At 63.5% G+C, this 23,198-nt stretch carries 24 protein-coding genes; 17 read left to right on the top strand and 7 right to left on the bottom strand.

From position 1 onward, the window contains the following. Window position 1 precedes the first annotated feature (1 nt). The 3 genes from VLT15_01295 to VLT15_01285 are packed head-to-tail and all read left to right on the top strand — an operon-like array spanning window position 2 to window position 2,740. Window positions 2-601 (top strand): TetR/AcrR family transcriptional regulator, encoded by a 600-nt coding sequence (locus tag VLT15_01295; protein HSR43849.1) that lies wholly within the window; start codon window positions 2-4, stop codon window positions 599-601. A gap of 34 nt (window positions 602-635) precedes the next feature. Further along, complete coding sequence (locus VLT15_01290) at window positions 636-1,874, top strand: FAD-dependent oxidoreductase (protein HSR43848.1); 1,239 nt, start codon at window positions 636-638, stop codon at window positions 1,872-1,874. Beyond that, window positions 1,874-2,740, top strand: a complete 867-nt coding sequence (locus VLT15_01285) for an ornithine cyclodeaminase family protein (protein HSR43847.1) — start codon at window positions 1,874-1,876, stop codon at window positions 2,738-2,740. Before VLT15_01290 ends, VLT15_01285 begins: the two co-directional genes overlap by 1 nt. A gap of 28 nt (window positions 2,741-2,768) precedes the next feature. On the opposite strand, the gene VLT15_01280 is transcribed toward VLT15_01285, so the two are convergent. Next, the gene (locus tag VLT15_01280) at window positions 2,769-4,859 is read right to left on the bottom strand and encodes a S9 family peptidase (protein HSR43846.1); all 2,091 of its coding nucleotides are present in this window, start codon (window positions 4,857-4,859) and stop codon (window positions 2,769-2,771) included. Window positions 4,860-4,943: 84 nt separating this feature from the next. Between VLT15_01280 and VLT15_01275 the strand changes: the two genes are divergently transcribed. From VLT15_01275 to VLT15_01245, 7 genes are all read left to right on the top strand, one after another. Then, a complete protein-coding gene (locus VLT15_01275) occupies window positions 4,944-5,396 on the top strand; it encodes a DUF732 domain-containing protein (GenBank protein HSR43845.1) in 453 nt (150 codons plus the stop codon). A gap of 53 nt (window positions 5,397-5,449) precedes the next feature. After that, window positions 5,450-5,956, top strand: a complete 507-nt coding sequence (locus VLT15_01270; GenBank protein ID HSR43844.1) for a hypothetical protein — start codon at window positions 5,450-5,452, stop codon at window positions 5,954-5,956. A gap of 211 nt (window positions 5,957-6,167) precedes the next feature. Next, window positions 6,168-7,208: a phosphotransferase family protein gene (locus tag VLT15_01265; protein HSR43843.1), complete on the top strand. Its 1,041-nt coding sequence runs from the start codon at window positions 6,168-6,170 to the stop codon at window positions 7,206-7,208. A gap of 10 nt (window positions 7,209-7,218) precedes the next feature. Continuing rightward, window positions 7,219-7,677, top strand: coding sequence for a MaoC family dehydratase (locus VLT15_01260; GenBank protein HSR43842.1), 459 nt, complete (start codon window positions 7,219-7,221; stop codon window positions 7,675-7,677). Between the two features lie 14 nt (window positions 7,678-7,691). Next, window positions 7,692-8,606 carry an SDR family NAD(P)-dependent oxidoreductase gene (locus tag VLT15_01255; GenBank protein HSR43841.1) on the top strand — a complete coding sequence of 305 codons (915 nt, stop codon included), beginning with the start codon at window positions 7,692-7,694 and terminating at the stop codon, window positions 8,604-8,606. A 41-nt stretch (window positions 8,607-8,647) separates the two neighbouring features. Beyond that, a complete protein-coding gene (locus VLT15_01250) occupies window positions 8,648-9,829 on the top strand; it encodes an acetyl-CoA C-acyltransferase (protein HSR43840.1) in 1,182 nt (393 codons plus the stop codon). 3 nt (window positions 9,830-9,832) lie between these two features. Next, the gene (locus VLT15_01245; GenBank protein HSR43839.1) at window positions 9,833-10,807 is read left to right on the top strand and encodes an NADPH:quinone oxidoreductase family protein; all 975 of its coding nucleotides are present in this window, start codon (window positions 9,833-9,835) and stop codon (window positions 10,805-10,807) included. 33 nt (window positions 10,808-10,840) lie between these two features. Here the strand turns inward: VLT15_01245 and VLT15_01240 are convergent, their stop codons facing one another. From VLT15_01240 to VLT15_01225, 4 genes are all read right to left on the bottom strand, one after another. After that, window positions 10,841-12,031, bottom strand: coding sequence for a GNAT family N-acetyltransferase (locus tag VLT15_01240; GenBank protein ID HSR43838.1), 1,191 nt, complete (start codon window positions 12,029-12,031; stop codon window positions 10,841-10,843). A 7-nt stretch (window positions 12,032-12,038) separates the two neighbouring features. Continuing rightward, window positions 12,039-13,028: an LLM class F420-dependent oxidoreductase gene (locus VLT15_01235; GenBank protein HSR43837.1), complete on the bottom strand. Its 990-nt coding sequence runs from the start codon at window positions 13,026-13,028 to the stop codon at window positions 12,039-12,041. 87 nt (window positions 13,029-13,115) lie between these two features. After that, window positions 13,116-13,379 (bottom strand): hypothetical protein, encoded by a 264-nt coding sequence (locus VLT15_01230; GenBank protein HSR43836.1) that lies wholly within the window; start codon window positions 13,377-13,379, stop codon window positions 13,116-13,118. A 2-nt stretch (window positions 13,380-13,381) separates the two neighbouring features. Further along, window positions 13,382-14,554 carry a PspC domain-containing protein gene (locus VLT15_01225; GenBank protein HSR43835.1) on the bottom strand — a complete coding sequence of 391 codons (1,173 nt, stop codon included), beginning with the start codon at window positions 14,552-14,554 and terminating at the stop codon, window positions 13,382-13,384. A gap of 112 nt (window positions 14,555-14,666) precedes the next feature. Here VLT15_01225 and VLT15_01220 point away from each other — a divergent pair, with 112 nt between their 5' ends. After that, complete coding sequence (locus tag VLT15_01220) at window positions 14,667-15,923, top strand: PspC domain-containing protein (GenBank protein ID HSR43834.1); 1,257 nt, start codon at window positions 14,667-14,669, stop codon at window positions 15,921-15,923. Further along, on the top strand, window positions 15,920-16,552 hold the full coding sequence (locus VLT15_01215) for a response regulator transcription factor (protein HSR43833.1): 633 nt from the start codon (window positions 15,920-15,922) through the stop codon (window positions 16,550-16,552). The genes VLT15_01220 and VLT15_01215 overlap by 4 nt, the downstream gene beginning before the upstream one ends. 141 nt (window positions 16,553-16,693) lie before the next feature. Here VLT15_01215 and VLT15_01210 read toward each other — a convergent pair whose 3' ends face one another. After that, window positions 16,694-17,485 carry a DUF5996 family protein gene (locus tag VLT15_01210; GenBank protein HSR43832.1) on the bottom strand — a complete coding sequence of 264 codons (792 nt, stop codon included), beginning with the start codon at window positions 17,483-17,485 and terminating at the stop codon, window positions 16,694-16,696. A 114-nt stretch (window positions 17,486-17,599) separates the two neighbouring features. Between VLT15_01210 and VLT15_01205 the strand changes: the two genes are divergently transcribed. Then, on the top strand, window positions 17,600-18,400 hold the full coding sequence (locus tag VLT15_01205) for an NUDIX hydrolase (protein ID HSR43831.1): 801 nt from the start codon (window positions 17,600-17,602) through the stop codon (window positions 18,398-18,400). A 29-nt stretch (window positions 18,401-18,429) separates the two neighbouring features. Continuing rightward, window positions 18,430-18,882 carry a hypothetical protein gene (locus tag VLT15_01200; GenBank protein ID HSR43830.1) on the top strand — a complete coding sequence of 151 codons (453 nt, stop codon included), beginning with the start codon at window positions 18,430-18,432 and terminating at the stop codon, window positions 18,880-18,882. Here VLT15_01200 and VLT15_01195 read toward each other — a convergent pair. Beyond that, window positions 18,879-19,583, bottom strand: coding sequence for a serine protease (locus VLT15_01195; GenBank protein ID HSR43829.1), 705 nt, complete (start codon window positions 19,581-19,583; stop codon window positions 18,879-18,881). The two genes, VLT15_01200 and VLT15_01195, sit on opposite strands and share 4 nt — an antisense overlap. A gap of 83 nt (window positions 19,584-19,666) precedes the next feature. On the opposite strand from VLT15_01195, the gene VLT15_01190 reads away from it, so the two are divergent. The 3 genes from VLT15_01190 to VLT15_01180 all read left to right on the top strand — a co-directional run bounded on the left by VLT15_01190 (window position 19,667) and on the right by VLT15_01180 (window position 23,107). Then, the gene (locus VLT15_01190; GenBank protein HSR43828.1) at window positions 19,667-20,398 is read left to right on the top strand and encodes a TRAP transporter small permease subunit; all 732 of its coding nucleotides are present in this window, start codon (window positions 19,667-19,669) and stop codon (window positions 20,396-20,398) included. Next, the gene (locus VLT15_01185; GenBank protein HSR43827.1) at window positions 20,398-21,804 is read left to right on the top strand and encodes a TRAP transporter large permease subunit; all 1,407 of its coding nucleotides are present in this window, start codon (window positions 20,398-20,400) and stop codon (window positions 21,802-21,804) included. Before VLT15_01190 ends, VLT15_01185 begins: the two co-directional genes overlap by 1 nt. An 85-nt stretch (window positions 21,805-21,889) precedes the next feature. Continuing rightward, window positions 21,890-23,107 (top strand): ABC transporter substrate-binding protein, encoded by a 1,218-nt coding sequence (locus tag VLT15_01180; GenBank protein ID HSR43826.1) that lies wholly within the window; start codon window positions 21,890-21,892, stop codon window positions 23,105-23,107. The last annotated feature ends 91 nt before the right edge of the window (window positions 23,108-23,198 follow it).

Genomic DNA, 23,198 nt, shown 5'->3' with positions numbered 1-23,198 from the left:
GATGGAATCCAGCGAAGCCGCCACCCAGGAAGCGCCGACCGAGCGGGGTAGAAAGCGCCGGGAACAGATCGTCGATGCGGCCATGGGACTCTTCGACGATCGCGGTTTTCACGCCACTTCCATCGACGAGATCGGCGCCGCGTCCGGGATCACAGGACCGGGCCTCTACAGGCATTTCGCCGGCAAGGACGACATACTGCTCGCCGTGTTCGACCGCATCTGGGAACTCTTGCGCGGTGCCATTGAACGGCTCGAGGGTCTCGAACCCGAGGACGCGCTCGACGTGCTGATCGAAACTCACATGACCCTGGCCCTGGAACAAGGGGAAGCGCTGATGTTGCTCGTGCGGGAGCTCCGTCACGTTCCCGACTACTACCAGCGTGCCGCGGAACGCAACGATGCGCGCTACACGGACACCTGGGCTGAAGTGATCATCAAGCTGCACCCGAAACTGACTCTCGACGAGGCGAGAGCTGCGGCGCACGCAGTGATGGGACTGATCGGATCGGCCGCCCGTGACAACGTCGTCTACAGCATCGCCAACCCGCGGCACCGCATGATCCTCCACGACATGGCCAGGAAATCACTTGAGGCGTTCTAGGTGGAATCCGGCGGGTGACGGGTAGCCTGGCTCCATGAGTGAAACCGCTGATGTCGTCGTCGTCGGGGCCGGGATCGTCGGGAGCGCGATCGCCTATCAGATCGCTCGCCGGTCCTCGCTGAGCGTCACGTTGCTCGACAAGGGAGCCGGGCCGGCGGAGGGCTCGACCGGCGCTTCCTCGTCCATCTGCCGTTGCCGCTACTCCAATCCGGACGTCATCCGCCTGGCGCGTGACGGACTGGCCGCCTATCGCAACTGGGCGGAGTTCACGGGACTGAAGCGGCCGGGGAACGAGTTCACGCACACGGGGGTGTTGTGGCTGCTCAACGAGGACAGGGCCCGTCTCGAAGCGGAGCGTGACCGCCTCGGAGAAGCAGGAGTGGCGATCTCGCTGCTCTCCTCCGACGAAATCACCGCGCGGTTTCCCAGCCTCTCGACTTGCGTTGCACCTTTCGACCTGACCGGCGCGGTGGAACACGAGTGCCGTCAGATCGAACTGGCGGTCTTCGAAGAGGATGCCGGCTACGCCGATCCGTCCGCAGCCAACGCGGATCTCATCGAAGCGACCCGCAACTGGGGAGGATCCGTCCGTTTCCGCTCCGGGGTCACCGGCATCCGCAAGGACGGAGAACGGGTCGCCGGGATCGAACTCGCCGACGGAAGTGCGATCGAAGCCGGTCTGGTCGTCAATGCGGCCGGTCCATGGTGCAATCGGCTGAACCAGCTGGCCGGACTCGATCTTCATTGGCCGTTGGAACCAACCCGGGTTCAGGTTGTCTATCGGGACTGGCCCCAGGAGCTCGGTTCGCTTCCGATAGTCGTGGAAGCGTCGACCGGCATCTACCTACGGCCCGACGCAGCCGGCAGCCGGATCCTGTTCGGTTCGGTCCTGGAGGAAGACGAGCGAGAGCGGGTGGAAGACCCAGACCACTTCAAGACGAGTGCCGACGCGGCGTTTCGCGACATCAAGATCCACGGTCTTCATCATCGGATTCCCGGGCTTCCTCATCGCGGGGGAGTGACCGGTATCGCCGGCCTCTACACAATCAACCGCACCGATGTGCATCCCGTTGTCGGTCCCAGTGGAATGGACGGATACTGGCTGGCCAACGGGTTGAGCGGGCACGGATTCAAACTCGCACCCATGATCGGATCGATGGTCGCCCAGGCGATCACCGGGGAGCGGGCCTCATTCGACACCGATGTGCCGATGTCTCTGCTCTCCGTCGACAGGGATCCGATCGATGTGGCCGCCAAGAGTGTGCTCGCTTGATGTACTGGCTGGGCCCGGAGGACTTGCGGCTGGCGCTGCCGATGTCGGAAGCTATCGAGTCGATGGAGGCCGCGTTCGCATCGAACCGGGAAGTGCCGCTCCGCCGGCTGCTCGGGGGTTCGCTGTTCATGCCGGGAAGGGTGGGTGAAACGACAGGGGTCAAAGTCGTCTCGATCGTGCCCGGCAACCCGATCGGTGTGGTGGCGGTCTTCGACGAGCGGGGAACTCCGTTGGGCATGGTCGACGGATCGACCTTGACTTCGATCAGGACCGGTGCGGCCTGCGGGCTCGCCACGCGATTACTTGCGTCCGAGCAGACCGCGACCATGGCCATGCTGGGTGCCGGAGCTATGGCGTTCGATCAGGTGGCCGCCGTGAGGGAGGTCCGGCGCATCGAGCGAGTGATCGTGTGGAGCAGGTCGCTTTCCCGGGCGCGTGCTCTGGCCGAGCGCGTGGGAGGTGAGGTGGAGCCGGACGCCAATGCGGCGGTCGAGCAGGCGGACGTGGTCTCCTGCGCTACGCCCGCTCGTGAACCGCTGTTCTCCGCTTCTGCGGTGAGGCCGGGAACCCACGTGAACGCGGTCGGGGCGTTCACACCCGAAATGGTGGAGCTGCCGGGCGCTTTGTTGAGCGAGGCGTTCGTGGTCGTCGACGATCTGGATGCAGCCGCCGCCGAAGCCGGAGATCTGATCCGGGTGCGACGCACCCCCGATGCCACGATCACCGATGTGCTGGAGGGCAGGCTCGAGGCGCCCCAGGGCACGACGGTCTTCAAGTCGGTGGGCATCGCCAGCCAGGACGTGGCCGCCGCCGTGACCGCGTTGCGCAATGCCGCCCGCCTGGGCATCGGAGCGGAGTTTGGGTGAACGGGTTTGGTGAGGGGGCGTGACGGACTCAGCCTGAGTCCGTCACCATCAATGCGAATGCGTAGTCCTCTGCCAGCTCTTTCAAGGCGTCGAAGCGGCCGGAGGCTCCGGCGTGGCCGGCTCCCATACGGGTGCGCAATACCAGCAGGTTGTCGTCGGTCTTCATCTCACGCAACCTGGCGACCCACTTGGCCGGCTCCCAGTAGGTGACCCGCGGGTCCGTCAGTCCGGCGGTGACCAGCATCGGAGGGTATTCCTTCGCTTCGACGTTGTCGTAGGGCGAGTACGAGGCGATGTATTCGTATGCGGCCGGATCCTGGATCGGGTTGCCCCACTCCGGCCACTCCATCGGAGTGAGCGGCAGATCCAGGTCGTGCATCGTCGTGAGCACATCGACGAACGGAACCTCGGCGATGGCGCCCGCCAGCAATCCGGGAGGAGCCATGTTCACGGTGGCCCCGACCAGGAGCCCTCCGGCGCTTCCTCCGAAGACGACGATCTTGCCGGCCGATGTGAAACCCATCTCGATCAGGGCCCCGGCAGCGGCCAGGAAGTCGAGGAACGTGTTGAGCTTGTGCTCTCGCTTGCCCGTCGTGTACCAGCGATAACCGCCCTCTTTGCCACCGCGGACGTGGGCGATCGCGTAGACGAAGCCCCGATCGACGAGGCTCAATCGATTCGTACTGAAGGAAGCCGGCATGCTGTATCCGTACGATCCGTATCCGTACAACAGGCAGGGTGCCGAACCGTCCAGGTCCAGGCCGCTCCTGTACAGGAGTGTTACCGGGATACGCTCGCCGTCGTGGCTGGTCGCGAAGACCCGTGCGGTCGTGTAGTCCTTGGGATCGTGTCCGCTCGGTACTTCCTGTTCCTTGCGCAGTGTCTGGTCGCCGGTCTCCAGATCGAAGTCGTAGACCCGCAGCGGGGTAGACGGCGAGCTGTAGGTGAATCGGAGTGTGTCGGTGTACTCCCGCAAAGGGGCGAATCCCAGGTCGTAGGCGGCATCGTCCATCGCGATCGAGCGCTCATCGCCTGAATCGATGTCACGGATGACTATTCGCGGCAGACCCTCCTCGGTTTCCAGGCGGACAAGGTGGTTCCGAAAGGCGACCGCGCCCAGGATGAGGGTGCCGGGCCGATGTGGAATCAGAGTCGACCAGCGTCCGGGGGCCGATGCTTCGGCGGTGACTATCTGGAAATCTTCGGCTCCGTCCGCGTTCGTGTTGATGTAGAGCCGGTCGCCTTGCTCGCTGATCGAGTAGAGGACGCCCGGGTGGCGTGCGGCGATCAGGACCGGCGGGCCGGTTGGCCGGGCCGCATCCAGAAGCCTGACTTCGGAGGTTTCGTGGTCTCCTGCCGCGATCTCGATGTACTTGCCACTCTCGGTCCTGCCGAGTCCTACGTAGAAACCCGCGTCGGGTTCCTCGTAGATGAGTCCGTCCTCGGCTTGATCGGTCCCGAGCCCGTGCAAGTAGGCCCAGACGGGGCGGTTGCTCTGATCGAGCTTCAGGTACATGAAGGCCGTGGAGTCGGCCGACCATTCGATTGTGCCGTTCGCATCCTCGACAAGATCATCGAGGTCCTCGAGGTTGTCGAGATCGCGTACCCGGATGGTGTAGAACTCGCTCCCGTGAACGTCGACCGAGTAGGCGAGCAACCGGTGATCGGGGCTCGGCTCGAGCGTGTGAATACGGAAGAACTCCTTGCCCTCCGCCTCGAGATCCCCGTTGAAGAGGATCTCTTCCTCGTCTGAATCCAGAGGTCTGCGGCAGAAGATCGGATACTGACCGCCCGTATCGAAGCGGCGGTAGTACTCCCACGGCCCGTCCGGGGTAGGGACCGAACTGTCGTCTTCCTTGATCCGTCCCTTCATCTCGGTGAAGAGCTCGTCGCGGAGACCGGATGCACCGTCGAGCCGACTGTCGGCGTAGTCGTTCTCCGCCTCGAGATGAGCGCGGATGTCGGGATCGAGGAGGGATGGGTCTCGCATCACCTGCTGCCAGTTCACGTCTTTCAGCCAGGCATACGGATCCTCTCTCGTATGGCCGTGGCTGGTCGTTGAATGGGGTCTGCGATCGGCAACCGGCGGTTGGACGGACATGGCTCCCTCGTGTGACATCGGCGACCGAGCCTAACCGGCGGCAACCGGAGGTGTTCGGCAGAGAGTGCTTGAGTTCACCAGAGGTCCCGCCGATCATTCACTATGGCCAGTGCCCGTCATCGCCCTTCGCTCCTGATCGCCACTCTCGTGCTCTTCAGCGCGTGTGCCGGGCAAGCGAATGAGCAAGGCACTGCAACCTCGCCCACGGCAGCCGGGCTCCCGTCGAGCACCACGCCGGCTCCCTCGACGACTGCTACGTCTTCGCCGGTTGACGAGTTCGTACCCGACTATGCAGCTCTCATCGCGGCCGTCGAAAGCGCCATGGAATCAACCACATACGAGGGTGCCGCCCTCGAGGATCCGGAGGTCTTCATAGCCACGGCGGAGTTGTTCTGTGATCTCCTGGAGGAGGGCATGACCGCAGAAGAACTCCTAACCGAATACCTCGACCGGCTTTCAGACGGTGGACTCGTGGACGTCGACGAAGAGGACGGGCTGATGGCCGGAGTGCTGCTGGGCGCATCGATCGAAATCGTCTGTCCGGAACACCGCTGAGTATCGGCGTAACGTCCGGCGCCTTGCTGCGACTTCACTCACAGGAGCGAGATATGGGAAAAACAGCACTCACAGTGGCAGCAGCCGGACTATCGATCGCACTGGTCGTGGGACCGGCGCCGGCAGCAACGGCAGACAGTCAAACCGGGCCGGCGCAGCATGTCCTCGACAAGGCGATTGAGGGACTCGTTCGTGGCAGTTCGAAAGCCCTGGCCATGTTGGAAGCGGCCGAGACTCGCAACCCCGATACGGGCATACCGATCCACGCGCTGGGCAATCCTGATCATGCAACCGGTCTGGCACGAGCGCAGCAAAGGGTGGAGGCCGCAGCCCTGAAGCTGAAGGGCTACGAGAAGAACGACAGCGGTAAAGGCAATGCGTACGGGCGTGGCCACGCCGAGCTGGTCCATGCTGCTTTGTCGCACGAGCTCAGCCCATCAACGCTTGCTCCGAGCGGGGACAAGGCGCTGAGAATGGTCAAGGCCGTTGAGGCTTTCACCGTCGAGAAGCCGGGTCGCGGCCTCGGTCGCAACGACAAGGGCACCGACGGCGACGACTGACCCAACTCGGGATCCGCACCCGGCGTCTTGTACTTCGTAACTCCCGATTGGTAACTCGAAACCCTCAGCTCGCGCCGTCTCGCCGGCGCGCTGAGCAAATGCAAGTTAACGATCACTAATATGAAGAGCATGCCGATCGACCCCGGAGTGGGGCGATCGCACGCAGTGGCGCGGTCACTAGTGTCGAGTACGGCGAAAGGGAGTAGCGACGGTGGCAGACGAAGCGTCGACCGGAGTAGACGTCGCGGAGGTGACCCGTTGGCTGGCCGCCCGGGTTCCCGACGTGAACCAACCGCTCCGCTTCGATCGTCCGAGCGTCGGCCGCTCCAACCTCACCTACGTCGTGACCGATGCCGCCGACAGGCGATGGGTGCTCCGGCGGCCCCCTCTGTCCGGCAGGCTGCCTTCCGCGCACGACATGGGCAGGGAGTACCGGATAATCACGGCCCTGGCAGGCAGTGGCTATCGAGTGCCGGCAACCATCGGATTCTGTGATGACGAGTCGGTGACCGGTGCGGAGTTCTATGTGACCGAATACGTTGACGGTTTCACCGTGGAACTGGCAGAGGACGCCGAGCGCGACCTGCCCATCGAGTCACGCCATCGTGTCTCGATGCAGCTGATGGACACGCTGGCGGAGTTGCATGCATTCGACGTTCACGAAGTCGGACTCGGGGATCTCGGTCGCCACGATGGCTATTTCGAGCGGCAACTCCGTCGCTGGCATCATCAGTGGCAGGCGGCCAAGACCAGGGAGCTGCCCGGTGCCAGGGAGGCCCACGACATCCTCGCCGCCACCATCCCCGCCCAGCAGCGAGTTTCGGTCGTTCACGGTGATTACCGGATCGACAACGTCCGGGTGGATGCGGAAGGCAACGTCCTGGCAGTCCTCGATTGGGAACTGTGCACACTCGGTGACCCGCTCGCCGATCTCGGGACCGTCCTGTCGGCCTGGCAGGAGGCCGGCGATCCACCGGCGCCGTTCCCGCCTTCGCCGAGCCGCATCGAGGGGTTCCCACCCCGCGCCGCGCTCATCGAGCGTTACGCGCAGAGTTCGGGCCTGGACGTGAGCCAGATCGATTTCTACGTCGCCTTCTCCACCTGGAAGCTGGCGATGATCATGGAGGGTGTTTACACGCGGTACGCAGGGGGCGCGTACGGCGAGGTGGACCCGGCGACCGAGGAACTATTCGCCGCCCAGGCCGTCTCGCTCGCCGAAGCCGCCGCAGACAAGTTGAGAGATTCGAGATAGGAGTATGACGATGAAGGTTGTACCCGTCGACCAGCTGGCCGACTACGTAGGCACAGACATCGGAGAGTCCGACTGGTTCACCGTGGATCAGGACCGTATCGACGCGTTCGCGGAAGCCACCAACGATCACCAGTTCATACACGTCGACCCGGAGGCGGCCAAGATGACCCCGTGGGGGACGACGATCGCACACGGGTTCCTCACCCTTTCACTGATTCCCTACCTCACGGCCGCCGCCGGGATCATTCCGGAGGGGCTCGTGATGGCCATCAACTACGGGTCCGACAAGGTGCGATTCCTGGAACCCGTGAAGGTGGGAAGCGACGTGCGCGCCAGGATTCATCTCGCCGAGGTGACGCCGAAGGGACCGGGCCGGTTTCTCTTCAAGTCCAACGTCACCATCGAGATCAAGGGTTCCGACAAACCCGCCCTGGTCGCCGAAACGCTCTCACTGTTCGTAGTTCAGTAACGGAGGAAACAGCAATGCTCAATTTCGACGGACGGGTAGCGATAGTCACCGGGGCGGGACGAGGCCTGGGAAGGGCCCACGCTCTGGCTCTGGCCGAACGTGGGGCAAGAGTCGTTGTCAACGATCTCGGCGGGTCTCTGGACGGAACGGGATCATCCAGCGATGCTGCGCAGGAAGTCGTGTCTCTCATCGTCGAGAGGGGTGGCGAAGCAATGGCCAGCGGGGCCAGCGTCACCGACTTCGATCAGGTGACGGCGATGGTGGCGGAAGCCAAGGAGAAGTGGGGTTCCGTCGACATCCTGGTCAACAACGCCGGCATCCTGCGTGACAAGTCCTTCGCCAACGTTGAGCTGTCCGACTTCCAGACCGTCGTGGACGTCCACCTGATGGGTTCGGTCAACGCCACCAAGGCCGTCTGGCCCCTGATGCGTGAACAGAGCTACGGGCGGGTCGTCATGACGACCTCTTCGAGCGGCCTGTACGGCAACTTCGGCCAGGCCAACTACGGGGCGGCCAAGCTGGGCGTCGTCGGCCTGATGAATACTCTTCATCTCGAGGGGGCCAAGTACAACATCCGGGTCAACTGCCTTGCACCGGCGGCTGCCACGCGGATGCTGGAAGGCCTGATTCCCGATGCGATTGCCCCTCTCCTGACTCCAGAGTCGGTTTCCGCCGGTTTGGTCTACCTCGTATCAGAGGACGCGCCCAGCCGGACGATTCTCTCGGCAGGCGCAGGTTCGTTCGCAGTCGCCAGGATCCACGAGACAACCGGCGTGAGCCTGCTGCCGGATGAGGTCACGCCTGAAGGAGTCGCACAGCACTGGGCGGAAATCGCCGACGAAGAAGGGCAGCTGGCCCTGGAGATGGGAGGCCTGCAAACGCAGAAGTTCCTCGGACAGGCTGCCGCCAAGCTGGGCCTCTCCCTCTAGACAAACGAATAGGTCCACGACGAGAACATGAGGAGAGTTTCATGAGAGAAGCGGTAATCGTATCGACTGCGCGCACACCTATCGGAAGGGCCTATCGGGGAGCTTTCAACAACACCGAGGCGCCGACGCTGGCCGCACACAGCCTGCGTCACGCCGTTGAGCGGGCAGGTATCGAACCGGGCGAGGTCGACGACGTGATCATGGGCTGTGCGCAGGCACAGGGCACCCAGGGATACAACCTGGGGCGGACCACGGTCCTGGCCGCCGGATTCCCGTCGACCGTTCCCGGCATGACAATCGACCGTCAGTGCTCCTCGGGCATGATGGCGATCGCCACCGCCGCCAAGCAGATCATTCACGACCAGATGGACATCGTCGTTGGTGGCGGCGTCGAGTCGATCAGCCTCGTTCAGACCAACGACATGCGGCTCGATAGGTTCATCGATCCGAACGTAATCGCCAACTACCCGCACGCCTACATGCCGATGTTGCAGACGGCCGAGGTAGTTGCCGCGCGGTTCGGAATCGCCCGTGAGGCGCAGGACGAGTACGGCCTGCAGAGCCAGCAGCGAGTGGCCGCTGCTCAGGCAGCCGGGAAGTTCGATGACGAGATCGTGCCGATGACGGCTCAGAAGATGGTCATGGACAAAGAGACCGGCGAAGTCGGCATCGATGAAGTCACGCTGAGCAAGGATGAAGGCAACCGGGCCGACACGACGCTCGAAGGCCTTGCCTCCCTGAAGGTCGTCCTTCCAGACGGAACCATCACCGCCGGCAACGCCAGTCAGCTCTCCGACGGATCATCGGCATGTGTCCTGATGGAAGCCGGGGAGGCCGAGCGTCGCGGCCTGTCGCCACTCGGCTACTACCGGGGAATCGCGGTGGCCGGCACCGATCCCGACATCATGGGAATCGGCCCCGTGTTCGCCGTTCCAAAACTCCTCGAGCGCTTCAATCTGACGATCGACGACATCGATCTGTGGGAGCTCAACGAGGCATTCGCCGTGCAAACCATCTACTGCCGCGACGAACTCGGTATCGACAACGAGATCTACAACGTCAACGGTGGCGCCATTTCGATCGGGCACCCGTACGGCATGAGCGGATCGCGAATGGTCGCACACTCACTCATCGAGGGAAAGCGCCGCGGCGCCAGGTATGTCGTCAACACAATGTGTGTCGGCGGCGGTATGGGCGCAGCCGGCCTGTTCGAGGTGGCATAGCTCATGAGGGCAGTGGTCTGTTCTGAGCTCGGGCCGGCGGAGAAGCTCTCTCTCGTCGACTTGCCGGATCCGGTTCCCGGGCCGGGCGAAGTCGTCCTCGACGTTCGGGCGGCCGCCCTCAACTTCCCGGACACGCTTGTCATCGAGGGCAAGTACCAGATGAAGCCGGAGTTGCCGTTCATCCCGGGCGGTGAGGCATCCGGAGTCGTTTCGGCGGTCGGTGAAGGTGTTGCCGGCGTTCCGATCGGAGCTCCCTTCATCTCGATGGGCCTCGTCGGAGCGTTCGCCGATAAATGGAAGGTTCCGGCTCACTCGCTGATGCCGAAGCCGGACAAGCTCAGTTTCGAAGAAGCCGCCGCATTCGGTCTCACCTACGGGACTTCCTACTACGCGCTCAAGCAGCGTGCCGGTCTGCAGCCGGGTGAGACGCTGCTCGTGCTCGGTGCGGCAGGCGGCGTCGGTTCGTCGGCGGTGGAGATCGGCAAGGCGATGGGGGCGAGGGTGATCGCCGCCGCGTCTACAGACGAGAAACTCGTCTTCGCCGCCGACATGGGCGCCGACGAGGGCATCAACTACACGACCGAGGATCTGCGCGGCCGCATCAAGGAGCTCACCGGCGGTGCCGGAGCGGACGTCGTGTACGACCCGGTCGGGGGAGATCTCTCCGAACCTGCCCTGCGTTCCACAGCGTGGAACGGTCGCTTCCTGGTCATCGGCTTTGCAGCAGGGCCCATTCCTGAGATCGCTTTGAACCTGGCCCTTCTGAAAGGACTCTCGATTGTCGGCGTCTTCTGGGGGAGTTGGGCCGGCCGTGACCCGGCCGCCTCGATGCAGAACTTCGGTGAGCTGTTCTCGATGGTGGACGAGGGCAAGTTGCATCCAAGGGTCACCGACGTATTTCGGCTCGAGGATTACGAAGAGGCGTTCGGGTCGCTCACCGGGCGAAGGGCCAGAGGCAAAGTAGTCCTCACCGTCTGAGGTTCTCTCACGCCGGGTGCCCGTGTTCTCTTCCTACGGCCACACCCACGATTGAACGTCGACCGTCTGCGGCGGAAACAGAACATCCATCAACTCCCGTCGTCTGCCCAGGAGGACGTCTGCGTGGCGCCGCTCCAGTTCCAGGGCGCCGAGCGGTCCCAGGATGAGGTGAGCGATCAGATCCGGGGGAACGCCGCAGCCTCCTTGCGAAACGGGTGCTTGCACGGTGCCGCCGCGCCCGAACGACTCGAGTTGTCCGTTGCGTATCTGCGCGGTTATCGACTCTCTGTACAGGGAGATGAGGAGCTCGCCGTCCTCGAACTCTGCCCCTGAGTCGGCCATCCGGAAGTTGAGTTCCGGCAGCACCGCCTCTAGTAGCGCGCAGGGGTCGGGGACGCGCGTGTAGTAGGCGTAACCGTCCCGGTCGGTCTCGCCCAGGCCACTTGCGAAGTCCTCGAGGCCGGGTCTCAACGCCACGGTGGCTGTGCCGCCCGGCCCGGCAGCCTCCCCTGCCAGGGCGAGAAACGTGGCCGGGTCCCCGGCTGCCACGTCGAATACGAGCGGGTGACCGTCATCGTCGTAGATGCGCATCATTCCCACCGGCGTTCCCTGCCGCTCGGCTATCACCACCCGGTAGACGGGTGAGGCGATATACCAAGACCACAGGAGTTGATCGTGCTCAGCGACGATCACGGCGGAGGCCGCCATGTGGCCTTGCAGAGCTGTGACCGTGTCGATGTCGTCTGCGGTTGCCACCCGGAAGGACAGGTCCGGGGCAGCCCCAACCCCCGATCCCGTGACGGCGATCGTGGGCGGCGTTGGCACTGCGTACTCGTATCCGAACTGCCGGTAGAAGTAGGGAATGCCGACCATCCACATGATGAGGTCGCCGCGTTCAGCCGATATCCGATGCGCCAGCTCCATTTGGTCCCGGACTAGTCCACGGCCTTCGTAGTCTCGCGCTGTGGCCACGAACTCGATGAAGGCGGACTGCACCGCGACGCTCCCGACACGCGTCGAGGCGGGAAACAGTCCGAGAACCGAGACTATCCGGTCGCCGTCTGCCGCTACCGTCCAGCCGCCGGGACCGAAGCGCGGATCGTCGAGCGTCAGGCGAGCTTCCGGCCCGTCCTCCGTGCCGATCCGTTCGTTGACCAGGGCGACGATTCCGTCGGCGTCCTCGGGCCGTCCGACCCTGACGACCAGCTCCTCATGGTCGGACATCTGTTCCTCAGCGCAGATGCGGGACGACCTCCCGCATGAACAGTTCCATGCTGGAGGTGTCGTAGGCGGCATCGGCGAAGTACACGATCGAGTAGCCCATACCGGCTGCCTCCCAGGATTGGAGGCTCCGGACGATTTGCTCCGGCGTGCCTGCGAGTCCTCCCGGTCCATCGAAGTTCCGCATGGTTCTCTCGGCCCGCTCGGCGCCGATCAGCGGGGTGTAGTGGTCGAGGTGCCAGTCGTACTTGTCCTTCACGTCGGCTTCAGTTTCTCCAATGATCACGTTGAAGTTCGCCGACCGAGTGATCGCGTCGAAGTCGCGGCCTACCTCGCGGCAGTGACCGGCCAGTACCTCGGATTTGTGTTTGAAGTTCTCGATCGTGCCACCGAAGTTCGTGTACCCGGCATACCGGGCAGCCACGTTCAGGGTCAGTTTCTCTCCACCGCCGGCGATCCAGAATGGGATGTGCGGATCCTGCACCGGTTTGGGCTGGTTGATCGCGCCGGCGAGCCGGTAATACTTGCCTTCGTAGGTGACCTCTTCTTCCGTCCACATCCGTTGCATGATCTCAACGCTCTCGCGCAGCATGCCGATTCGCACCGACGGTTTGTCGAACCCGTACCCGTACCCGAGATACTCGTGCTCGTACCAGCCGGCTCCAATGCCCATCTCCAGACGGCCGCCCGAGATGACGTCTATGTTGGCTGCCACTTTGGCGAGGTAGGACGGCGGGCGGTACGAGTTGCACGTGCACATCTGGCCGAGGCGAACCGTGTCGGTGACGGCAGCCAGTGCGGCCATGAGCGTCCACGCCTCGTAGGTCGCTTCCTGGGTGGGTTTCGGCACCGTGTGGAAATGGTCGTAGACCCAGGCAGACTCGAACCCGAGTCGCTCGATCGTCTTCGCGGCGGTGACCATCGCCGGCCATTGTTCTTCAGCCGGGAGTCCGACGAGATCGAGACGCCAGCCCTGGGGTATGAAAGCTCCAAAACGCATGGTTGCGACGATAGCAAGGGAGAGGCCGGTGCCTGTGGGCACCGGCCTCTCGGTATTGGTCTTGGCGGAGTTACCGCTGCGCGACCGCTATTCGAACTCGGGTGAGTCGGGGAGTTCACCCATGGCGGCGGCCACGGCCGGGTCGGCCGAGGATTCGAGCGTCGCTTCGTCCGGACGCCTGCGGAAGGCGCTGGCGCCGAGGACGACGCCGATGGCGACGATCACGGCCGGCACCACCCAGCCGGCCTCGAAGTCCAGCGGTGTGTCGGTTACCAGAACCGGGAACGCCAGCGCTGCAAACAGAAGGCCGAATACGAGGGAAAGGATGTCCATTTGGTGTCGTTCTTGCATCGTCATCTCTCCTGCGTCACGACGATCTCGCCCACGCCTGCGTCGAGATCGAGAATCAATGTTCCGGACGTGCCGGCGAAGTCGTCGCTTCGACCGACTCCGAGGCCTTCGCTCGAGCGTCCGAAGACTTCCACCCGTCCGATGCCCGTGCGGGCTTCGACGTCGGCTCCCTGGTCGGCCGCCAATCTGACCTCGATTTGTCCGGCGCCGATGTCGGCTCTGACGTCGACGGTCTCGCCGGCAAGGTCCAGGTCTGTGAAGTCGAGCACCAGTTTGCCCGCATCGAGGTGGTAGTCCGCCTGGATCTCGTTGACGAAGGCCGGCGAATACAGCTCTGTGGTGGCTTCGATGTCGGTCACCACGTCGGTGATCACCGCACCACCCATAGCGAACAGGAGCACCAGACCGAGAGCGATGAGCGCCCGCGACCGGCCCCAGAAGGTTCCTACGAGGAGGCCGGCGGCCGTTACTGCGAGTGCAAGTCCCAGATAGTGCCGGCTGGAGGGTTCGATGGCGCCGGCGGTATCAAGGATCGCCATGCTCCCGACCCCGACCAGAATCGCCGCGAACGTCAACCGGCCGAGCATCGAGCGCGGTCTCTTCGGCCTGGGGGGAGGTGGAGGTGTCTGGTATGCGGGTGTCGGCGGAAGTGGGGGCATGATTTCTCTCGTTTCAACCTTCGGTGTCGTCTGTTGCATCCCGGCAGATACGGGTGCTGCCGGGTCTCGGGAACCTTTGCTCTGCCCGATTTCTCCTTTGTAGAGGAGGATGCCGATGATGAGCAGAGCAACGGCGAGTCCGAACCCGCCGATTCCATCGGAGAGCAGGGCCACCAGCCAGATGGCGGCGAGGACAATCAGGATCGTCCCGATCATGCTGTCACCGCCCAATTTCGAGAGCCACCGCTCGCCGATCGAGTGGTCGGTTCCCTCGGCCGGAATCAGGAGCCACCCGGCTGCATACAGCAATATGCCGACACCCGGGAATATCAGCAGCAAGAAGAGCAGCCGAATGATCCATGGTTCCACGTCGAAGTAGCGGGCCGTGCCTGCCGCGACGCCGCCCAGGATCCCGTCGGTTCGACGGAGGGGTGGGCGGGAACCCCTTACACCACCACCAACCGGCTGTCCTTCGGTGCCGGCGGGCGGCTGCTGGAGATTCGTTTCGTTTGACATGCCCGCATCGTCCTGCACTGCGTCGGTCCCGTCTATGAGGTATGGCCCCACCGATTCCCTGAGAGATCAGGGTTTTGTGAGGGTGATCCCTTGTTGGGTGGAGTTCTCTGCTGTGGGATCATTCTCGCGTAAGCCCGAGGAGGATTCGATCACCGACCAGACAGTCGAGCAAACGCAGCGCCGGCGCTTCGCCTTCGTGCGCAGCGTCGACGACCGCATGGTCGCCGGCCTGAGCGGCGGCATCGCCGACGTGCTCGAGATCGAGGTCGTCTACGTCCGGGCCGCCTTTGTCTCGCTGGCATTTGCCGGCGGAATCGGACTGCTGTTGTACGGCGTCCTGTGGGTCCTGTCACTCGATGAGGTCCCCGCCGAGAGGGTCGACGTGATGCGCGAGCGATTCGCGGCTCGGCTCCCGCGTCAGAGGTTGGCGCTCTGGATACTCTTCGCCGGAGTGCTTCTGACGTTGAGGAGCCTGGGATCCTGGTTCGGCGACTCGCTTGTCTGGTCGGCGACTTTCATCTCGTTCGGCTTTGCCCTGACCTGGTCGCGGGTCGATCCGTCACGGCGGAGCCGATGGGCGACACAGACATTCGTGGGGGAAGGCGGCAACTGGCGATCGGTGGCGGTCCGAATCATGGCCGGCGGGGTACTCATGACCGGTGGTCTGGCCATCTATCTCAACTCCGTAGATGCCTACGCACTGGTGGGAAGTGTTTCTCTGGCTGTGGGGTTGACGATCGCCGGTATTCTGCTCATCTTTGGTCCGTGGGTGTGGAGGCTGGTCGGTCAGTTGGGGGCGGAACGTGGTGAGCGCATCAGGTCTGAAGAGCGGGCCGAGATGGCCGCTCATCTCCACGATTCGGTCCTGCAGACCCTTGCTCTCATGCAGCGAACGGATGATCCGAAATCGATGGCGATGCTGGCCCGTCAGCAGGAGCGTGAACTGCGCGGCTGGCTGTACGGCCCCGAGCCTTCGGCGGACGGCGAGACCATGCGGTCGGCCCTCGAGGGTTCGGCGGCCCGGCTCGAATCGGTCCATCAGGTCCCGATCGATGTCGTGGTAGTCGGTGACGCCCCGATGGACGAGGCGGTGCGAGCCTTGGTAGCCGCGGCCGGCGAGGCGATCACGAATGCGGCCAAACACTCGGGAGCCGGGCTGATCTCGGTGTTTGCCGAAGCCTCCGACGGCACGGCCGACGTGTTCGTTTCTGATCAGGGGTGCGGCTTCGCTCTCGAGGGAACCGACCCGGATCGTAAAGGCATTTCAGAGTCGATCATCGGTCGGATGGAGAGAGCCGGTGGCGAAGCCGTCATCAGCAGCGGCCCCGGGGAAGGAACCGAAGTACATATGTCTGTGAGGCTAACGTGATCGACGTATTCCTGGTCGACGACCATCAGCTCTTCCTGTCGGGAGTCAAGGCCGAGTTGAGCGAGGTGTTCGCCCTGGCCGGTGTGTCTTCGGACGTCGACGACGCGATCGAACGGATCCGCTCCACGCTGCCGGACGTCGTGCTGGTCGACGTCCACATGCCGGGCGGCGGAGGTCTGGCAGTCGTCAACGCAGTGCTCGAGACCAACCCCGACATCAAGTTCCTGGCCCTGTCTGTGTCCGATGCAGCCGAAGACGTTATCGCCATGATCCGGGCCGGTGCCAGGGGCTATGTGACGAAGTCGATTGCGCCTGCGGAACTGGCCGATGCGATCCGCCGTGTCAACGACGGCGACGCGGTCTTCTCGCCGCGCCTGGCAGGCTTCGTGCTGGACGCCTTCGCCGACACCGTGCCTGCGCCGGCCGACCCGGAGTTGGATCAGCTGACCTCTCGCGAACGCGAGGTCTTGCGTCTGATCGCCCGCGGCTACGCGTACAAGCAGGTGGCTACCAAGCTGTCCATCTCCGTCAAGACGGTGGAATCACACGTGTCCGCCGTGCTCAGGAAGCTGCAGCTCTCCAGCCGCTACGAGCTGGCGCGCTGGGCCAGCGACCGAAGGATCGTGTAGGCGCCGGCGGCGGCCTGTTCCAGGTTCTGAGTGCTGCGCTCCACGACCTCGAACCTGCACCTGCAACCTAGAACCTAGAACCTAGAACCTAGAACCTAGAACCCAGGACCCAGGACTTCGGACCACGGGCGTATTTGGGTCTCAGCTCAACGCCTCACGCGTTCCGTCGAAGACCACGCTGAAGAATTCCGCCAGGAGCCCCGACCCACGTTGGACGACCGCGGAGTAGGGCAGGAACGCACCCGACCATCCTTCCGCGTGCCATGAGGCCCCTTCCGGAAGCTCCACCGCTCGGAACGCCTCGTCGAACGGCCACGGGTTGGCATAGAAGTAGGGCTGCGGGTCGCCGTCGTCTCCCGGGCTGAAGCCGAAGCCGACCTGCTTGTTGTACTCCTTCGGGCCGCCTTCTTCCTGGTAGACCTCGACCGCATTGCTGAACCATTCGAAGGAGACGTCGAAGTGATGCGGCCACAGATTCAGTGGACCCGTATCTACCGCGATCCAACCTGCGCTCTCCTCCAGCGTCTCCCAGACCGTCAGCAGCGCCCGGTGATAGTGATCTGCGACGGCGGCATCATATTCGCCGGCTGCGATGGCATTCCAGCTCTCAGGGTCGACGTCGATCGTTGCGCCGAGTCCGTCCAGGACCTGTCGGCCCACGGTGGCGGCCGAACCGGCAAGTGCGACGGTGAAATCGCCGTTGGTTCCCGTTCCACTGATCACCCGGCCGCCCGGTTGGAGCACGAGGCGGCCGGTCGACCCTTCCAGCGGAAAGTCCCCGGTGGCCAGACCTTCGGGCGTGACCTGCAGGGAAGCATGCCACCAGCGGGGATGAGGCTCCGACTGTGCGCCACGGATGGATCCGAGAATCCTGCTGTACGCGTGCATCGAAACGATCGTCGGTGATCGGTCCGTCAGGGTTGGGTATGTCATCGATCTGCTCCGGTGTCGGCGGTCCGGTGCGTTCAACCATCGGCCGGCCCGATCCATTCCGATCTGTCTTCGCATCCGCACCGCACGAAGCAGACTGTCAATACACTGCGGGTCATGAGCCAATCCAGCCCGCCCGTTCCCGCCGTCGACTCGTCAACGGTGATGGTGCTGCGAGATGGAGTGGACGGCGTCGAAGTCCTCATGCTGGAGCGCCACCTCGATTCCGATTTCGTCGGAGGCGCATACGTGTTTCCGGGGGGAAAGCTGGACGCTTCCGACGATCTGGACGCCGACTTGTGGAGCGGGATAGACCCGCATTCGGAAGGTGAGCGGATGAGTGTCGCGCCTGATCTCGCTCTCCGCCTCTACGTGGCGGCGGTGCGTGAGACCTTCGAGGAAGCCGGACTCTTGTTCGCCACCCGCGCCGGGGAGCGATTGGCTGCTGAAGATCTGGCGTCGACGTCGTTCAGCGCGGCAAGGGAGCGTCTCAACGCGAGGCAAGCGCACTGGGACTGGGCAGACTGGCTTCGCTCGGAGAACCTCACCCTGGATCTCGGTTCGCTGGTCTGGTGGTCGTGGTGGGTGACCCCCATCGGTGTTCACCGCCGATTCGATACGCGTTTCTTCGTTGCGGTGGCTCCAGAGGATCAGCAGGCCGGGCACGACCGGGTCGAGACCGTGCATTCCGTCTGGACCACGCCGAATCGGGCGCTGGCGGCGGCCGCCGAGGGCAGGGCAACGGTCATCCTCCCCACCCGCAAGAACCTGGAGCAACTGGCAGGACACCCGACGGCTCGGGCTGCCGTGGAGTGGGCCGCCGGCCGGACCCCGCTGAGGATCGGCCCCGAGATCGTCCGCCTGGGGGATCGGGTCGTCGTTCGCCATGAGTCGTTCGGGGTAGTCGAGGAAATGTGACGCCTGTGCTCGGGTAACCTGACCCGACGGTGCGCAAGGCCAATCTTCTTCGATCGATCGCGCGGTTCCTCGACGACGGAACCTATGTGATCGACGCGGCGTACATGTGGAGACGTCACCGGCTCATGCTGCCTTTCGGGATAGCCTCCTTCGTGGGGATGGTGATCGTGGCGGAATGGGTCGGCTGGGAAGACTGGGCGACGCGTGTCGTGATCGGTCTGGCGGGTGCCGCGCTCGCCGTGGCGGCTTCAACCGACTACAAGGTGGTGGCCTTGACCTCCACGGGGGTGATCCTGCTGCAGGCCAGCCGGATCAGACAAGCGGCCACCAGAATGATCGAGAAGCTGCCGGCGGACGTTGCGATCGAGCCGGTCGGGGGCACCGTGCTCGCCGCCGACTGGGAGATTGCCGGATCGGTCTACACGGTTCCCAGGTCGTCCGAACAAGCCATCAACCGAATTGCCGGCCGGGCCGGACCCTAGGGGAGTTCGAGCCGGGAACTCTCTGCGTTGCAGGCTATCGGTGTGCGGTCGCCACCGGTTTCGGCGAGGAAACCCGCGACCTCGGCGCTGGATGTGATCCAGGTGGACTCACCGTCACGTCCTGTGGCGAACACGATACCGATCAGTCGGTGTTCGGGATCGTAGACTCCCGCTCCCGAATCTCCCGTGGTGGTGACGGACCGGAGCTCATAGCCCGATCGGCTGTGCCGGGCGCTGCCGAGAACCTCCTCGATCGACAAGCTGACCACATCTTTCACCTCGAACGCCACCGTGCCCGAGGCCGCTCCGCCGACGATGAGCCCCGTTGTTCCTCTGGCTGCATCCGCCAGTTCGATGTCGGGTATTCCGTTGGACGGTATCCGAAGGGCGGCCAGGTCCAGATTCAGGTCGACGGCCGTGACGGCGGCTTCGACTGCCTCGCCGTTCCCGACCGTCACCTCGATGGTGTCGGCGCGGGCAACCAGGTGGGCGACGGTGATCACAAGACCATCGCCGACCGCCACTCCGGACCCGGTCCGGTCCGGGGCCAGGCCGCATCCGGTCGTTTCGATTCGAGCGGCTCGCCGGGCGGCATTGAACTCATTCGCGGTAGGTTCGCCGCTGGCGGCGGGGGTGTCTGATCCGCAGCCGTTCGCCGCAAGGAGAAAAGCCGCAAACGTCAACGCTCTGGCTACTCGCAACTTGCGTATGAGAGAGTCCCTCCACTTTTGAGCGCTCCGGAGAACCGTTTGCGGTAACGTGAGAATCCCAACGTATCACACGCATGGAGAGGCTATTGAGCGAAACGGGCTCGAAATCCGACGCTACGCAGGCTGCCGAGGACCTTCTGGAGGGACTTGCCAGGCATCGCGAACTGGCGGAACCCATAGAGATTCCCGGCGGGATGGTGGGCCTGCTTTTCCGGTTGCGTCGTGCCATCGAGGCGTTCACTTCCTTCACCGGAAGCGTTTCGCTGGGGCTGGTATGGGTTGTTTTCCTTCTTGGTCTCTTCAACGTCGTCACGCGTTATGCGGCGCGGTTCATACAACGCGATGTGATCGTCGGTGAGATCTTCGACCTCCAATGGATGCTGTTCGGGGCCCTCTTCCTCCTCGGTTTCAACTACGGCGTCCGTGAAGGGGTCAATCCCCGTATCGACTTCTGGTGGGCCGACTTCTCCAACAAGACGAAAGCCGTCATCGATCTGTTCATACACGTGTTTCTCTTCCTGCCGTTCCTGGTCCTGTCGATGAAGGTCCTGTGGGCCTGGTCCTTGTCCGGAATGGGTCGGTCTTTCAACGGATCGTGGTCGACCTGGAAGGTGTGGGAGATCTGGGAGCAGTCGACAGATGCCGGCGGGCTCCCCAGGGGTCCGATCAAGTTGCTCATCCTCATTGGATTCTTCCTGATGGCCACTCAGATCGTTGCCGAGATCATCAAGCAGATCCTGGTCCTGCTCGGGCACGAGGAACTGGCCGGAGTCGCTGCCTACGAAGCGCCTTTGCGGGTGGAATGATGGAACTCGGCGTCGCCCTCTCACTCGTCATGTTCCTCATATTCCTGGTGTTGATCCTCATCGGATACAACGTGGCGTTCTCATTCGCCTCGACCGCCCTTCTCTTCTCTTTCATCGGTGATCTCACCGGGACTTTTGATCCCGGCACTCTCAACGTGCTGCCGGGCAGGTGGTTCGGAGCCGTGTCGGACTCCACATTGCTGGCGGTTCCGTTCTTCGTATTGATGGGAGCGATTCTCGAGCGATCGGGCCTGGCCGAGCGGCTGCTCGATGCAATAGGGATGCTGCTCGGACCGCTCAAGGGAGGGGTCGCCGCCGCAGTTGTGCTGGTCGGCACCTTGCTGGCAGCTGCAACCGGTGTCGTCGCCGCCACGGTGATCGTGATGGGCCTGCTGTCTTTGCCGACGATGGTCCGCCTGGGTTACGACCACAAGCTGGCGACAGGGGTCATCACCGCGTCCGGAACCCTCGCGCAGTTGCTTCCCCCGAGCCTGGTGCTGATCTTGCTGGCTCAGCAGATGGGCGTCGGCATTCTCGGCTTGTTCGCCGGTGCATTGATACCGGGCCTCATCCTCAGCGGCCTGTATATCGCATACGCGGTGGGCATCTCCTACCTCCGTCCCGGCGTCGGTCCGGCCATGCCGATCGAGGAGAGGACTCTGACCGGCAAGGTGCTGGCTCTCGAGGTCCTGTTCTCCGTGGTGCCGATCATCATGTTGATAATCGGGGTCCTGTACTCGATCTTCGCGGGCATTGCGACTCCCTCGGAATCCGGAGCCGTCGGCGTCTTCGGAGCTCTCCTTCTGGCCGTGCTCGCCTACCTGTTCGACAAGATACTCATCAAGGCTGGTGCGCAGCACATCACACCGCGCTGGCGGTTGACACCCAAAGCGCTCCGGGAAGCTGCCAGATCGACCGCCAACATCAGCGTCCTGGTGATGACACTTCTGTTTGCGTCTTCTTTCTTCTCGCTGATGTTTCTCCAGCTCGGAGGGTCCGACGCCACTGCCGATTTCCTGGCCGGCATAGGCGGCGGCAAGACGGGCTTCGTGATCGTGGCGATGATTGCCGTCTTCTTGCTCGGGATCAACCTCGAGTTCCTCGAGATCACGTTCATAGTCGTCCCGATATTCCTGCCGGCGATGGACACGCTCGGGTTCACCATCCAGGAGAAGATCTGGTTCACGGTGATGATGGCGGTGAACCTGAACATGGCCTTCATCTCGCCGCCGGTTGGTTTCTCCTTGTTCTACCTGCAGAGCGTCGCTCCGCCCGAGGTCAAAACTGCAGACATCCACAAGGGTGCTCTGCCCTTCATGGCCCTTCAGGGGCTCGCGCTCCTGGTTCTGGGTTTCTTCCCCGGAATCGTCGAGGCGTCCTTCAATCTCTTCGTGCCGAGCGGATAGACCGGATCATTTTTTCTCGCGATCGGTCGACATCACCTACGGCGGCGTGCTAAAACGGTTCGAGCGATCGGAGGAGGACCGCGACATGTCTCAGCACGTATCTCCGCAGGAGACGGACGAAAGAGTCGAAGACCTAAGCGTAAGTCGACGCCATTTCATCAAGAGTGGCATCGGCGTCGCCGGACTTGCTGCTGCCGGATCGATCCTGGCAGCATGCAGCAGTGACGAAGACGCCGCGGTCAGCACCACCCTGGCCGATGACACCACGGAGATCACCGAAGTCATTCTGTCGCAATCCGACCTGCCGGTTCTCAACTGGCAGATGCCGACGAGCTGGCCCGGATCGCTGATCGGGACCATTGGAGCCGGAGCCCAGATCTTCTCCGACGAACTGAAGAAGATGACGGGTGGAAAGTTCACCGTGACTCCGCGCGTGGCCGGCGAGCTGGTCGGTGGCCTCGAGGTTCTGCCGACGGTGCGCGACGGTGGCGCCGAGGCAGGCCACACCGCGTCCTACTACTACGTAGGCCTCAGCCCGGCGACGCAGTTCGGAACGGCTGTGCCTTTCGGCCTCACCTCACGCCAGCAGAACGCATGGCTCTACGCGGGCGGCGGTCTGGAGATGCTGCGCGAGTACTACGCGGAAGAGTTCGGCCTCATCCAGTTCCCGGCCGGCAACACAGGCGTGCAGATGGGTGGCTGGTTCACCAAGGAGATCAATTCGGTCGCCGATCTCCAGGGCCTCAAGATGAGGATTCCCGGTCTGGCAGGCCGCAGCTTCAACAATCTCGGAGCCGAGCAGGTGACTGTGGCCGGTGGCGACATCATCACATCGATCGAAACAGGGGCGATCGACGCGGCCGAGTGGGTGGGACCGTACGACGATCTCATCCTCGGATTGGGTGAACTCGGCAGCCAGCTCTACTACTACCACCCGGGGTGGTGGGAGCCTGGCTCGACGCTCGAGGTTCAGATGCCGCTGACTTTGTGGAATGAACTGCCAGAGGAGTATCAAGCCGCCGTGGAGAACGCCGCCAAAGCAGCCAATCTCGGCACGATGGCCAACTACGACGTGCTCAACTCGGATGCCCTCGCCCAGGTCAAGCAGGTTGCCGAGATCAGGGAGTTCCCCGAGGACGTCTTGACGGCCTTCAAGACCGACTTCGAGGGTGTGCTCGACGAGGTTGCCGCTACCGACGGCCGGTTCAACGAGATTCTCGGCCCGTGGCGTCAGTTCCGCGACTCGGTGCAGGAGTGGCATGCTCTGGCCGAGTCATCGATGCTCCGAGCCTTCACTCTGTAACGGCCTAATCAACGGTGGGCCCGGCGATGCGTTCGGTATCGCCGGGCCTCGCCGCGTTTTGATCCACCTTCGCATCCGCCTGGTCTAAGGC

It is taken from the genome of Acidimicrobiia bacterium (assembly GCA_035471805.1).
In the GTDB taxonomy this organism is placed as follows: Bacteria; Actinomycetota; Acidimicrobiia; order Spongiisociales; family JAHEDJ01; genus JAHEDJ01.
This window is presented reverse-complemented; position numbering and strand designations above follow the sequence as displayed.